This window comes from Streptococcus sp. FSL E2-3488, from assembly GCF_038003585.1.
Taxonomy (GTDB): Bacteria; Bacillota; Bacilli; order Lactobacillales; family Streptococcaceae; genus Streptococcus; species Streptococcus thermophilus.
This window is the reverse complement of record NZ_JBBOPL010000001.1, coordinates 680,158-692,637: the sequence shown is the minus strand read 5'-3', so window position 1 is coordinate 692,637 and position 12,480 is coordinate 680,158. Positions and strand designations below refer to the sequence as shown.

Annotated in this window: 10 protein-coding genes and 3 pseudogenes; 5 read left to right on the top strand and 8 right to left on the bottom strand. The window is 40.5% G+C overall.

The features are described 5' to 3' along the window. Nucleotides 1-2: 2 nt before the first annotated feature. The 5 genes and pseudogenes from rnc to MHH90_RS03655 all read right to left on the bottom strand — a co-directional run bounded on the left by rnc (nucleotide 3) and on the right by MHH90_RS03655 (nucleotide 4,838). A complete protein-coding gene (rnc, locus tag MHH90_RS03675) occupies nucleotides 3-692 on the bottom strand; it encodes a ribonuclease III (protein WP_011681316.1) in 690 nt (229 codons plus the stop codon). Nucleotides 693-847: 155 nt separating this feature from the next. Further along, nucleotides 848-1,783: a 4-hydroxy-tetrahydrodipicolinate synthase gene (dapA, locus tag MHH90_RS03670; RefSeq protein WP_014608458.1), complete on the bottom strand. Its 936-nt coding sequence runs from the start codon at nucleotides 1,781-1,783 to the stop codon at nucleotides 848-850. 337 nt (nucleotides 1,784-2,120) lie between these two features. Then, the gene (locus MHH90_RS03665) at nucleotides 2,121-3,197 is read right to left on the bottom strand and encodes an aspartate-semialdehyde dehydrogenase (protein ID WP_011681318.1); all 1,077 of its coding nucleotides are present in this window, start codon (nucleotides 3,195-3,197) and stop codon (nucleotides 2,121-2,123) included. Nucleotides 3,198-3,493: 296 nt separating this feature from the next. Next, a pseudogene (locus MHH90_RS03660) lies at nucleotides 3,494-4,164 on the bottom strand (DNA alkylation repair protein). 161 nt (nucleotides 4,165-4,325) lie between these two features. Beyond that, nucleotides 4,326-4,838: a GNAT family N-acetyltransferase gene (locus tag MHH90_RS03655; RefSeq protein ID WP_011681320.1), complete on the bottom strand. Its 513-nt coding sequence runs from the start codon at nucleotides 4,836-4,838 to the stop codon at nucleotides 4,326-4,328. Nucleotides 4,839-4,997: 159 nt separating this feature from the next. On the opposite strand from MHH90_RS03655, the gene MHH90_RS10205 reads away from it, so the two are divergent. Both MHH90_RS10205 and MHH90_RS03650 read left to right on the top strand, forming a co-directional pair. Further along, nucleotides 4,998-5,135, top strand: coding sequence for a hypothetical protein (locus MHH90_RS10205; RefSeq protein ID WP_002948564.1), 138 nt, complete (start codon nucleotides 4,998-5,000; stop codon nucleotides 5,133-5,135). Beyond that, nucleotides 5,117-5,799 (top strand): annotated as a pseudogene (locus tag MHH90_RS03650) (transposase); the annotation flags it as partial. The gene MHH90_RS10205 and the pseudogene MHH90_RS03650, both read left to right, overlap by 19 nt. A gap of 92 nt (nucleotides 5,800-5,891) precedes the next feature. Here MHH90_RS03650 and cls read toward each other — a convergent pair. The 3 genes from cls to MHH90_RS03635 all read right to left on the bottom strand — a co-directional run bounded on the left by cls (nucleotide 5,892) and on the right by MHH90_RS03635 (nucleotide 10,073). Next, a complete protein-coding gene (gene cls / locus MHH90_RS03645) occupies nucleotides 5,892-7,442 on the bottom strand; it encodes a cardiolipin synthase (protein ID WP_172642536.1) in 1,551 nt (516 codons plus the stop codon). A gap of 88 nt (nucleotides 7,443-7,530) precedes the next feature. Then, on the bottom strand, nucleotides 7,531-9,318 hold the full coding sequence (gene uvrC, locus MHH90_RS03640) for an excinuclease ABC subunit UvrC (protein ID WP_011681323.1): 1,788 nt from the start codon (nucleotides 9,316-9,318) through the stop codon (nucleotides 7,531-7,533). Nucleotides 9,319-9,377: 59 nt separating this feature from the next. Further along, nucleotides 9,378-10,073, bottom strand: coding sequence for a YjjG family noncanonical pyrimidine nucleotidase (locus MHH90_RS03635; protein ID WP_340725784.1), 696 nt, complete (start codon nucleotides 10,071-10,073; stop codon nucleotides 9,378-9,380). 277 nt (nucleotides 10,074-10,350) lie between these two features. Here MHH90_RS03635 and sdaAB point away from each other — a divergent pair, with 277 nt between their 5' ends. From sdaAB to MHH90_RS03620, 3 genes and pseudogenes are all read left to right on the top strand, one after another. After that, entirely contained in the window at nucleotides 10,351-11,022 is a 672-nt protein-coding gene (gene sdaAB / locus MHH90_RS03630; protein WP_011681325.1) for an L-serine ammonia-lyase, iron-sulfur-dependent subunit beta, read from the top strand. Between the two features lie 12 nt (nucleotides 11,023-11,034). Then, nucleotides 11,035-11,904 (top strand): L-serine ammonia-lyase, iron-sulfur-dependent, subunit alpha, encoded by an 870-nt coding sequence (gene sdaAA, locus MHH90_RS03625; protein ID WP_011226205.1) that lies wholly within the window; start codon nucleotides 11,035-11,037, stop codon nucleotides 11,902-11,904. Nucleotides 11,905-12,087: 183 nt separating this feature from the next. Continuing rightward, nucleotides 12,088-12,320, top strand: a pseudogene (locus MHH90_RS03620) (IS30 family transposase); the annotation flags it as partial. Nucleotides 12,321-12,480: the final 160 nt, after the last annotated feature.

Genomic DNA, 12,480 nt, shown 5'->3' with positions numbered 1-12,480 from the left:
GCTTAATTACCTAGTTGTTCAAGGGCAGACTTCGCTGCTGCCTGTTCAGCTAATTTCTTTGATTTTCCGAAACCAGTGCTGAGTTCCTTACCATCAACAGCTACCTGCATAGTAAATTCCTTAGCATGAGCAGGTCCAGACTCATCGATAACAGTATAAGTAATATCAACCTTACCATTGACCTGGAGACGCTCTTGAAGCGCCGTCTTATAGTCTATTACTCGGTCAAAGTTCCCCTTTTCAACCTGAGGAATCATGACCTGATTCAAAAATTTCTCAACAGCAGGCAAACCTTGATCCAGATAGAGAGCTCCAAGGAAGGCTTCCCAGAGATCACCGAGAATGGTGGCACGCTCACGACCACCAGATTTTTCTTCACCTTTACCAAGACGAATATACTGCTCAAATCCGCAAGCCTTTGTAAATCCGGCTAAGCTCTCTTCACGAACGATAGTACTACGCATCTTAGACATTTCCCCCTCCGGTTTGTTAGGGTAACGATTGTAAAGGTAAACAGAAATGACTAATTGCAGAGCCGCGTCTCCTAAAAATTCCAAACGTTCATTATGTGAAATGTTTAGGAGGCGGTGCTCATTGGCATATGAGGTATGTGTAAATGCAGTTTCTAAAAGGTCCTTTTGGCTAAAAACAATACCAAAGTCCTGTTCAAGTTTTTGTTCAAGTTGATTCATAAAACATCCTTTCTTTTTAAACACACTAACTATAATTATATCAAAAAAAGCAGATTTTCATGATGAAAAACTGCTTTTAGTAGCTATATCTGCGGATTTAGTGAGAGGTAACCAATTGCACTAAAAAAAGCTAAGCAATGCTCAACTTCATTTTCTTAATAATCTGGACGAACAACACCTGTAACGGTTTCACGTGTTGCTTCGACATCTTCTTCAAGGACAACCTTGATGATACGTTTAGCTTCTTCTGAAGTACATGCAACCAATGGCAAACGAAGTGGTCCAACTTCCAAACCAAGATGGTTGAGAACAGCCTTGACAGGTGCAGGACTTGGTACTGAGAAGAGAGCGTTAACTTTAGGAATGAATTTACGTTGGATAGCTGCTGCCGTCTTGAGGTCACTATTTTCAATAGCTTTAAGCATGGCATGCATCTCATCACCATTTGTATGAGAGGCTACTGAGATAACACCATTAGCTCCAAGGTTCATTGCGTGGAAGGCATCTCCATCTTCACCAGTATAAACTAAGAAATCTTCAGGTTTGTGCTCAATAAGGTAGGCCATGTTGGCAAGACTGGTACATTCTTTAACACCAATGATATTTGGATGTTCAGCCAAACGAAGCATGGTATCTGGAGTCATTTCAACAACTACACGACCAGGAATGTTGTAGATGATAATTGGCAAATCAGAAGCATCTGCAATAGCTTTGAAATGTTGGTACATACCTTCTTGTGATGGCTTGTTGTAGTAAGGCACGATAGCAAGACCTGCTGCGAAACCACCAAATTTAGCAACTTCTTTAGCAAACTCGATAGAGTCACGCGTATCGTTGGTACCGACACCAGCAATCAGTGGCACACGACCATTGACAATCTTTTGAACAGCCGCAAAGAGTTCCAACTCCTCATCATGAGTAAGCGTTGGGCTTTCAGCAGTTGTTCCTGCCAAAAGAAGAGCTTCCGTATGGTGAGCCAATAGATGCTCAATCAAGTCTGGAAGAGCATCATAGTTGATAGATCCATCCTCATGGAAAGGTGTAATTAGGGCTGTGATCAGTTTGACATCTCTTAATTGATCAATTGACATATTATTCTCCTTCAACCGTTTTCTAATCCTTTCCATTTTACCATAATTTTGACCAGACAGACAGATAAGTTGACAATTTTCTGAAAACGTGATGTCACATTGTTTCCAATTTTTGGTGATTTACACAAAAAAATAGAGAGATATGTCTACCTGTTTCATTGCAATCAGCTTTAAGTTAGTATTAACATACAACACTAAAACCTTACTAGTCCCTAAGCCATGGCGCAGTGGTTAATTGGAAACATTCATGTTTACAACATTCGTACTTCCTAATCAACTGTTCGGGGGCGAAACTACGAAATCAAACTCTTCGAGTTACTGATTTCTGTTTCGCTCCCTATTTCAATTCAAATTTTAATTCTGATGTTGGGCGTACAAGTCCACGTTCGTGTAGAGTTTCTGCAATTTGGACTGAGTTCCAAGCAGCACCTTTGAGGAGGTTATCTGAAACAACCCACATGTGTATACCTTTTTCAGCATCCAAGTCTTTACGGATACGTCCGACAAAGGTATCACGTGATCCAACAGCATTAACGGCTTGTGGGTAGACTTGGTTTGCAACGTCATCTTCAAGGACCGCACCTGGGAATGCTGCAATAGCGGCTTTCACTTCATCAATTGGTGCCACTTCTTTTGTTTCAATGTAGACAGACTCTGAGTGAGCTGACAAGACTGGAATACGTACACATGTTGCTGATACGGCAATGCTATCGTCTTCCATGATTTTCTTAGTTTCGTTTGTCATCTTCATTTCTTCGTAAGTATAGTCATTTTCAGTGAAGACATCTATTTGAGCCAAGGCGTTAAAGGCGATTGGGTAATGCTTCTTATCGCCACCACATGGCAAGATTTCAGCTTTAACATCACGTGGGTTAACGCCGTCATTCAAAACTTCTTTCAACTCACGTTGTGTTTCAAGGATTGCTCCCATACCAGCACCTGATACAGCTTGATAAGTTGACACGATGATACGGTCCAAGCCCCATTTTTGACGAACTGGCTCAAGTGCCACCATCATTTGGATAGTTGAACAGTTAGGACAAGCGATAATACCGTTGTGAGCATCAAGCGCATGTGCATTGACCTCAGGTACAACCAATGGCACATCTGGATTTTGACGGAAGTAAGATGTGTTATCAACGACTACTGCACCGGCTTTAACAGCGTATGGTGCATATTTAGCAGAGGTAGATCCACCAGCTGAGAAAAGTGCAATGTCTACACCTTCAAATGCGTCTTCCGTCGTTTCTTCGATGGTCACGTCTTGACCTTTAAACTGCAAGACTTTTCCTGCAGAACGAGCAGACGCAAGGTAGCGAATTTTATCGATTGGAAGTGGTGATTCTTCCAACATTTTGATCATTTGAGCACCAACGGCACCTGTAGCACCGACAACAGCAACTGTGTATCCCATAGTAAAACCTCTTTTGGAATTTTCTATCAATTTAGTTTAATAAATCTATTATACTATGTTTAAGCCCAGTTGAAAAGGGTTAAAAGAGCAAGAATAACAGAAAAATCCCCTACCAAACGGCAAGGGATAAGAGGCATCTTTCGATGAGAGTAGCAGGTTCACACAACTACTCAAGGTCCGCTCCTGCGTTACAATTTAATGTTGACCTCCTCAGCGCAAAAGGCTCTAAAGAGCCAATCGACTCATCGCATACTCCTATTCTAACATAATAGGTAACAGAGTCAAGCGGTTGAGTTCTACAAATACTTTCTTGCTTCCCTAATACTAAGAGATGTCATTTGACTAGCATGGTGATCAATAAATCACGGACCCAATCAGGATTTACCTTTGAATAATTGCGCAATCTCCAACCGAAAGCCTTGTTAATGAAAAACTCAGTCTGTCCAAAGTTATTACAAATAACCTCAGCTAAAAGGTCTGTATCTGTCAATTCTTTACGTATAAGCTGGTGGTCAATGGCAATACGTCTCAACCAAAAATCCTCATCCAGACTCCATTGGCGCATGAAGTCCTTGGTTTCTGGATAGTGAAAAGTAATCTCCCCGATAATACGGTCTAATTGATCTATACTATCCCACCATGATTTGGTTTGAGCTAATTCCTTTAGCTTTGAAAAATCTTCATGTCTAAACTCCTTCTTCTTTTTGTCCAGATAACCCATAGCAATATATTGAAACTCACGGTAGGGGTGCTGCCAACACTCTTCCATAAAAGTCCAGTCAATTGGATCCTTAATAAAAGGCTTAAAAAACTCTCTTTCAATCTTTCTGAGAATTGTTTTTTTGAACGCCAAGAAACCTGAATTTATTTTTCATATAGGCTTCCATGTGTGTACTTTAGCTGAGTCAACTTGGTCCTCTTACAGTTTTAAAAGGATTTTTACCCATTTAGAAGGTTTCTGAGGCAATAGTCGGGCACTTGTTGTTTGGGACGTATAGGCTCCTTTACTACAAAGAAATTGGTTCACAGTTTAGAGCTTTTTCTACAGTTTCTCAAATATTAGTATCAATCTATCATTGTCAGATTGCATAATTAATTTGTCAACTTTGACTAGAGATTTCCAGACTTCTACCGTATTTTTCTGACAGGACCATCTATGGTCTTTTGCATCCAGACGATATCATGCCATTGTTCAAACTTGTAACCAACTTTTGGAAAATGAGCCACTTGGATATAACCGCGTTTTTCATGCATGGCAATACTAGCCTCGTTCGGAACAGCAATACAGGCTAAGAATCGCAAAAAGCCTCGTTTTTCAAGTTCCTCTTCGAGAGCACCATAGAGCTGGCTCCCCAAACCCCGACCACGCGCATCTTCATTCAGATAGATAGACAATTCTGTCGTCCAATCATAGGCTGTTCGAGCATAGTAGGGTGAGGCATAAGCATAACCGAGAACTTGTCCATCCTCTTCTGCTACTAGATAGGGGTATCTTTCAATCGTATTGCTGATGCGTTTTTCAAACTCTTGAACACTAGGAACCTCATATTCAAAGGTAATCGCCGTCTTCTCAACATAGGGTGCATATATGGCCTGAATAGCTTGTGCATCAGCCAAGTTGGCTGGACGAATGGTTATCATCAATTTCTCCTTCGGACTTCATTATCTTTATTTTAAACGGCTCTATAATTTCTGTAGTGGGTAAAACTACTGTAGGGATTATAGATCTTTTTGAGTGTACACAAAAAGTCCCATAAGAACTATAATGAAGAGCGACAAAACCATCATTAGGAAGAACTTATGAGACTTATTAAGAATACCACAGAATTGATCGGAATTAAAGACCCTAACATCATTATTTCTCTTGTTTTTGAAACGGATACTCATATCGAGGTTCAAGCAAAACTGGATTATCCTGTATACGAAACTACTTTTTGAAGTATCCATTGGAAATCCGACAACAGGTACAATTTATCACGATGGATATGTCTGGAGCTTATATTCCACTGGCTCGCAAACTCTTTCCTAACACCAAAATCGTTCCTGATCGATTTCACATTATCCAGCACCTTGGACGTGCCTTTTTAAAGACAAGAATTGCCATTATGAACCAGTTTAATAAGAATTTACTACCTTATTGAGATTTAAAAAATCACTGGCGACTTTTTCAAAAGGACAGTCGTAAGCTATCTCTCAACTCCTTCTATTCAAAGACCTTCAGACAAACTTTAGTACCACATGAAATCATTGAGAAGACATTGGTATTTTCAGAAGAGATCGCTAATGCCTACAAACTTTATCAGCTTTTACTTTTTCACTTTCAGGAGAAGAGAGTAGATTAGTTCTTTGAGTTAATAGAGGAGAACATAAGCAAGGTCAACCACTACTTTCAAACGGTCTTTAGGACTTTTCTTAGACACAAGAAATCCATCAAGAATGTGCTAGAAACAGACTATTCAAACGCAAAACTCGAAGCGACTAACAAGTTGATTAAAGACATCAAACGGTTGGGCTTTGGTTTTAGAAACTTCATCAACTTTAGGAAGCGTGTCTTCATCACTCTGAACATACAAAAAGAGAAAACCTATCCGGTCCTCTCTAGATGTTAGATTTTCGTCACCCACTACAGTTGACAAGGAGCCTTTTAAACTTTTAAAAAAAGAGGGCTCAACCCTCTTCTTACAAAAATTGACATTACATCAATGGCGCAACTAGTCTGGCCAATAAACCTAGGGTCTTTTGATAGAATGGAAGATTTTTAACATCAGTCGTGCTGACTCGGTGACACTGGTCTTTTGTCGCTTGGAAATCTTCCTCAATATCAAGAACCGAAGAAGTCCCATAAAGATAGGTCGCACACTCAAAATGATGATATAGACTTCGGTAATCTAAATTAATCGTTCCTACAACAGCCCTACTATTATCACTTACAAAGACCTTAGCATGAATAAATCCAGGGGTGTACTCATAGATTTTAACGCCAGAGGCCAGCAGTGTTGGGTAGTAGGTCTTAGCTAGGTAGTAAGCTGACTTTTTATCAGGAATGCCAGGCATGATGATAATAACGTCTACCCCACGCTCAGCCGCAAATTTCAATGCATGTAATAACTCACCATCTAAAATAAGATAAGGTGTCATGATATGAACAAAATCACGGGCATGGTTAAGAATATCAATATAGACATTCTTACCAACTTTATCCTTGTCTAATGGAATATCTCCATAAGGAACAACAAAGCCAAGAGTGTCAAAGCACTCATGTTCAACCATATACGGTGTCACATCTAGCAGTTCATGAGAGTAGGTCCACATCTGCAGAAATAGGACTATGAAAGTATCAACCGCTGGCCCCTCCAGCATAAGGGCAGTATCTTTCCAATAACCAAAACGCTCAATCTTGTTAATATACTCGTCAGCTAAATTAACCCCACCTGTGAAAGCAACCTTACCATCAATCAGCAAAATTTTTCTATGGTCACGGTAATTATAATAGGTCGACAAGAATGGCGTCACTGATGCAAAAACACGAGACTGAATGCCTATATTTTGCAAACGTTTCTTATAGTCGAAACTTAAGGTTGAGAATTCATTCATGCCATCATACAGTACTCGAACTTCCACCCCTTCTTGAACCTTCTGTTTCAAGATTGCTAGGATTTCACCCCACATCTCACCTTCACTAATGATGAAATATTCTAAGAAAATATACTTCTCTGCTTTAAGGAGCTGTTTCTTCATTTCTTCAAACTTGTCTTCACCACTTGGGAAATAGGTCGTCTTCGTGTGACGATAAACTGGAAAAGAACCATTCACATTTTCAAGATATTGGACCAAGTTATAGTTGCTCGTGTGACACTGCTTAAGCTCTTCGAGGGCCTGATTATCCTGTTTCAGAATACCAGAACTGCGGTCAATATTGCTCTGAATAGCACGCTTCATCCCTGTGTAACCTATATCAAGTTTCGTGTAAGCCAAGAGCAGGGCTCCGATAATTGGAAAAGGCAATACAATCAGGAGCCAAGTGTTGATGGCTGTTGGTTCCATATCACTTTGGAAGAGATAGATAATGGCCAGAATACAAAGGACTACTTCTGTTACTTGCAGGTGTATCCTATATTGATACAACCAGAGGTAAGACATGGCCACAACAACAAGCTGCAGTATAATGATTAAGAAGATAATCGTAGCACGACTAAATATTCCACGAAGAAAGCCTCGACGACTCTTATCATAAAGACGTTCAATTTTAGCTTCGTTTTTGATAGCATGACTCCTTTCCCTTTTTAAATCATCTTATTATAACAAAAAATGACTTAATTAATTTAAATTTTCTTTAATGACTATCTTGGCTCAACTTATCTAATAAAGCTTGAGCTACTTTTTTAGGAATTCCAAGAGCTTGGATGTCTTCGACACTGGCTTGTTGGATAGCTGTCATTGATTTGAAGTTTTTGAGGAGTTTTTGTTTGCGTTTAGGTCCCAACCCCTCCACGCCATCAAGTTTGGAACTGAAACTATTCTTACTACGGACTTGTCGATGGAAGGTGATGGCAAAGCGGTGTACTTCATCCTGAATACGGTGAAGGAGGAAAAACTCCTCGGATTGACGTGGCAAATCAATGACTCGCAAAGGATCTCCAAAGAGCAATTCATTGGTTTGGTGCTTGTCATTTTTCTGAAGACCTGCAACCGGGATAGATAGATTCAGCTCATTACGAAGCACGTCCTTAGCGACATTGACCTGACCTTGACCACCATCCATGATAATGAGGTCTGGTGGGGTTAGACCATCACGTTTGACACGACTATAACGGCGACGAATGACCTCACGCATGCTGGCATAATCGTCAGGACCTTCAACCGTCTTAATCTTGTATTTGCGGTACTCTTTTTTATTAGGTTTGCCGTTCTCAAAAACGACCATGGCAGATACAGGGCTCGTTCCCATGATGTTAGAGTTATCGAAGGACTCGATGCGAACCGGTGTCGGAATTCCCATGAGTTTGCCTAGATTTTCAATGGCTCCTTGGGTCTTGGCTATATCTTTTTCAAGAAGATCAAATTTTTGAGTCAGGCTGACACGGGCATTTTTCGTTGCCAGATTAACCAACTGCTTTTTCTCGCCTCTTTTCGGTTTAAAAACCTTGACTTCATCTCCGACCAGAGCTTCGACAGACTCTTGATCAATGTCCCCTGGAATGAAAATCTCCTTAGGCTTGAGATGACGGCTATCCAAGTAAAATTGACCCATATAGGTTAGAAAATCTTCCTCAGCATCATTATAGTAAGGGAACATATTGACATCACGCTGGATGAGTTTTCCTTGGCGAACAAAGAAAACTTGAACACACATCCAGCCCTTGTCCACGTAGTAGCCAAAAATATCGCGGTCCTGCATATCTTGACGGATAACCCTTTGTTTGGTCCTGAGCGTCGACACTGCCTCAATCAGATCTCGATATTCTGCTGCCCGCTCAAACGCCATCTGATCAGACATGTCCTTCATCTTGGCCTTAAGCTGGTTAACGATTTTATCATCATGACCGTTTAGAAAATTCTTGACATCCTCAACCAAACCTTGCCAATAGTCCTCAGTGGTGTGACAGATGGTGTGGGCATTACATTGGCCAATATGGTAATAGAAACAGACCTTGTTAGCAGGATTTTTACATTTCTTAAAGGGGAAAATACGGTCCAACAGCTTCTTGATTTCATTGGCTGCACCAGAGTCTGGGTAAGGACCAAAATAGAGACCACCATCCTTCTTAACCTGGCGGGTAATCAAGAGCCTTGGATAGAGTTCCTTAGTAATCTTGATAAATGGATAAGACTTGCCATCCTTGAGGCGAATGTTAAATTTGGGCATATTCTCTTGAATGAGGTTAATTTCCAAAAGCAGGGCCTCGATATTAGACTCGGTTACGATAAATTCAAAGTCTGCAATCTCAGATACCAAAAGCTCCGTCTTGGTATCATGGCTTCCACGAAAATAGCTACGCACACGATTTTTTAGATTTTTAGCCTTACCGACATAAATAATATTGCCGAATTTGTCCTTGTGGAGATAACACCCTGGGTTGCTTGGGAGCAGTTCCAACTTATGTTTAATCAGACCATTCATGCTTTCATTTTAGCAAAAAAAGAGCTAAAAAGCTCTTCGGAATCATGGCTATCATAGCTTTACTTGGACAAAATCTTCAGGATTTCCTCATAACTTTTGACTTGATAGGTTGGAACAGCTGGAGTCTCATTGACTATGTTACTTGGATTAAACCAGACACTATCAATACCCGCATTATTACCACCCTGGATATCAGCAGTTAGACTATCACCAATCATGAGAGCTGAGCTTGGGTGAAAATCATGGACCTGATTGGCAATTTTATCAAAAAAGTCTGTAGACGGTTTGTGGGCACCCACCTCATCAGAGATGAAGACATCGTCGAAGAAAGGTAAAATACTTGAAGCCTGCAGGCGACCACGTTGGATAAAACTAACACCATTAGTTGCTGCATAAATCTTGTGACCACGGTCTTTGACATCCGCTAAAAAAGCATGAGCCTGAGGAAGTTCCTGCCCCTGTTGACTCAAAAAATGTTGATAACGGCCAGCTAAGAAACTACCATCTACTTCTTTTCCAAAGTGCTCAAAGAGACGTGAAAAGCGCGTACGAAGTAATTCAGGTTTTGTAATCAAACCATGGTTGAGGCCCTCCCACATGGCACGATTCATGGGAATATAGTGGTCTTTATAAACCTTGATTTCTTGGGAAGCCACACCAGCCTCTTCTAGTAGGAAAGTTAAGGCCAAATCTTCAGCACGGTCAAAATCTAGGAGAGTGTGGTCGAGGTCAAAAAGTAAATGGGTGTAGGTCATAACAGATCCTTTCTGACAGTTAAAACATCAATGTTTATTATACCATAATCTAGCTCTATACAAACAAAGCAACACAAAAGGACGACCCATAGGCCATCCTCTCTGATTTATGAAAAATAAGTATTGCTTACTTAATAGACTACCATTATATCTGTTAAAGCTTAAAGAAACATTAAAATAGGATGTTTTTTATTTTAAAATACAATTTTGCTTAAGCAGCTAATATCACTAATTCATGGTATACTGGGAATACAAGATTAATCAGACGAGGCGTGTTATGAAAAATTTAAAATTTCAATCCGTTTTTGACATCATCGGTCCTGTCATGGTAGGGCCTTCCTCAAGCCATACTGCAGGAGCTGTTCGTATCGGAAAAATTGTTTCGGCAATCTTTGGTGATGCACCCACTGAAGTAGAATTTCAACTTTTTAATTCCTTTGCAAAAACCTATCGAGGTCATGGGACAGATGTGGCTCTTGTGGCTGGTATTTTAGGTATGGAAACTGATAATCCTGATATTCCGCATGCGCTTGATATTGCACACGAAAAAGGTATTAAGGTCTACTGGAAGATCAACAAAGACAGCAAGGCACCGCATCCTAACACCACTCGTATTACACTAAAAAATGCTACAAAAACTATCTCTGCCACTGGTATTTCCATCGGTGGAGGGAATATCCAAGTGACTGAACTCAATGGTTTTGCGGTCAACCTCAAAATGAATACACCTACACTTATCATTGTTCACCAAGATGTTCCAGGAATGGTTGCTCTTGTGACTGATATTTTATCTCGTTATGGTATCAATATTGCTCAGATGACTGTCACTCGAGAAAATGCTGGTGAGAAGGCCATCATGATTATAGAAGTTGACTCTCACCAGTGTGATGAAGCTGTCGCTGATATCGCAAGAATTCCAAATTTGCATAATGTGAATTTTTTCAGTTAAGAGGAGATTTCCATGTTTTACACTATTGAAGAATTGGTTCAACAAGCTGACCGTGATTACCAAGGTAATATTGCTGAACTCATGATTGCCACAGAAACAGAGCTATCTGGACGTGACCGTTCTGAAATCTTAGAGCTCATGACACGAAATCTCGAAGTGATGAAAGATTCTGTTCAGACTGGTTTGTCCCCAGAGAAATCACCGACAGGCTTAACTGGGGGGGACGCTGCCAAACTGGATGCCTACATCAAAAGAGGGAAGACTTTGGCTGACTCTGCTGTCTTAGGGGCTGCAAGAAATGCTATGGCCGTCAATGAATCTAACGCCAAAATGGGATTAGTTTGTGCTACTCCAACGGCTGGTTCAGCAGGTTGTTTGCCTGCTGTTCTAACTGTTGCTATCGAAAAATTAGGCTTGAACGAATCACAGCAACTGGATTTTCTCTTCACTGCTGGAGCATTTGGTCTAGTCATCGCCAATAAGGCCTCAATTTCTGGAGCAGAGGGAGGATGTCAAGCCGAAGTTGGGTCTGCCTCTGCTATGGCTGCAGCGGCTATTACAATGGCTGCTGGTGGAACACCTTTTCAAGCTAGCCAAGCCATTTGCTTCGTACTAAAAAATATGTTGGGACTCATTTGCGACCCTGTAGCTGGATTAGTCGAAGTCCCTTGTGTCAAACGTAATGCTATGGGAGCAAGCTTTGCCCTAGTAGCTGCCGACATGGCTTTGGCAGGTATCACATCTGCCATTCCAGTAGACCAAGTTGTTGACGCTATGTATCAGGTCGGTTCAGCTATGCCAACTGCCTTTCGTGAAACTGCCGAAGGTGGCTTAGCAGCAACTCCAAAAGGAAAAGCACTAGCAAAAGAAATCTTTGGTTGAGAATCAGTCAACGTCCATAAATTACGAATTCAAAACTATAAAAGGCAAACATCTACTATTAAGATGTTTGCTTTCATTCTGAGATCATCAATTAAATGATACTCTTCAGTTAATAATAACGTCCAAAAGTAAAAAGAGGGCTTAAAGTTAAAGATACGATATTAATAAGAAAAGTTACAATCCATAATAGGTTTGAAACCTTGCTAAATTGCAAATAAACTTAGTGTCCATAAGTCTACTATTTCAAGAGAGTTAAGATGATGACAAAATGATTATTCCGCAGCCTTAGCACAGGAACTGCACGACCACATAGCTAAGTAAAAAGTCGGAAGTCTCGTTCGATATCAAAGTTGAAAATAGAGATTGAGAACGGTTTAAAATCCTCCTGGTCGCCTGAATGGATTTGTGACCGCTATCCCTGATGAGGCTTTTAACAGGGCTTTATACGATATCAATCACCGACCATGAAAATGTTTAGCCTTCAGAACTGCTTGTGAAGATCTAGAGGATGAGTCAGAGTAAACGTTGCACTTATTCTTGCAATTTATCACATATAATAGAAAAAATATCAGTAAC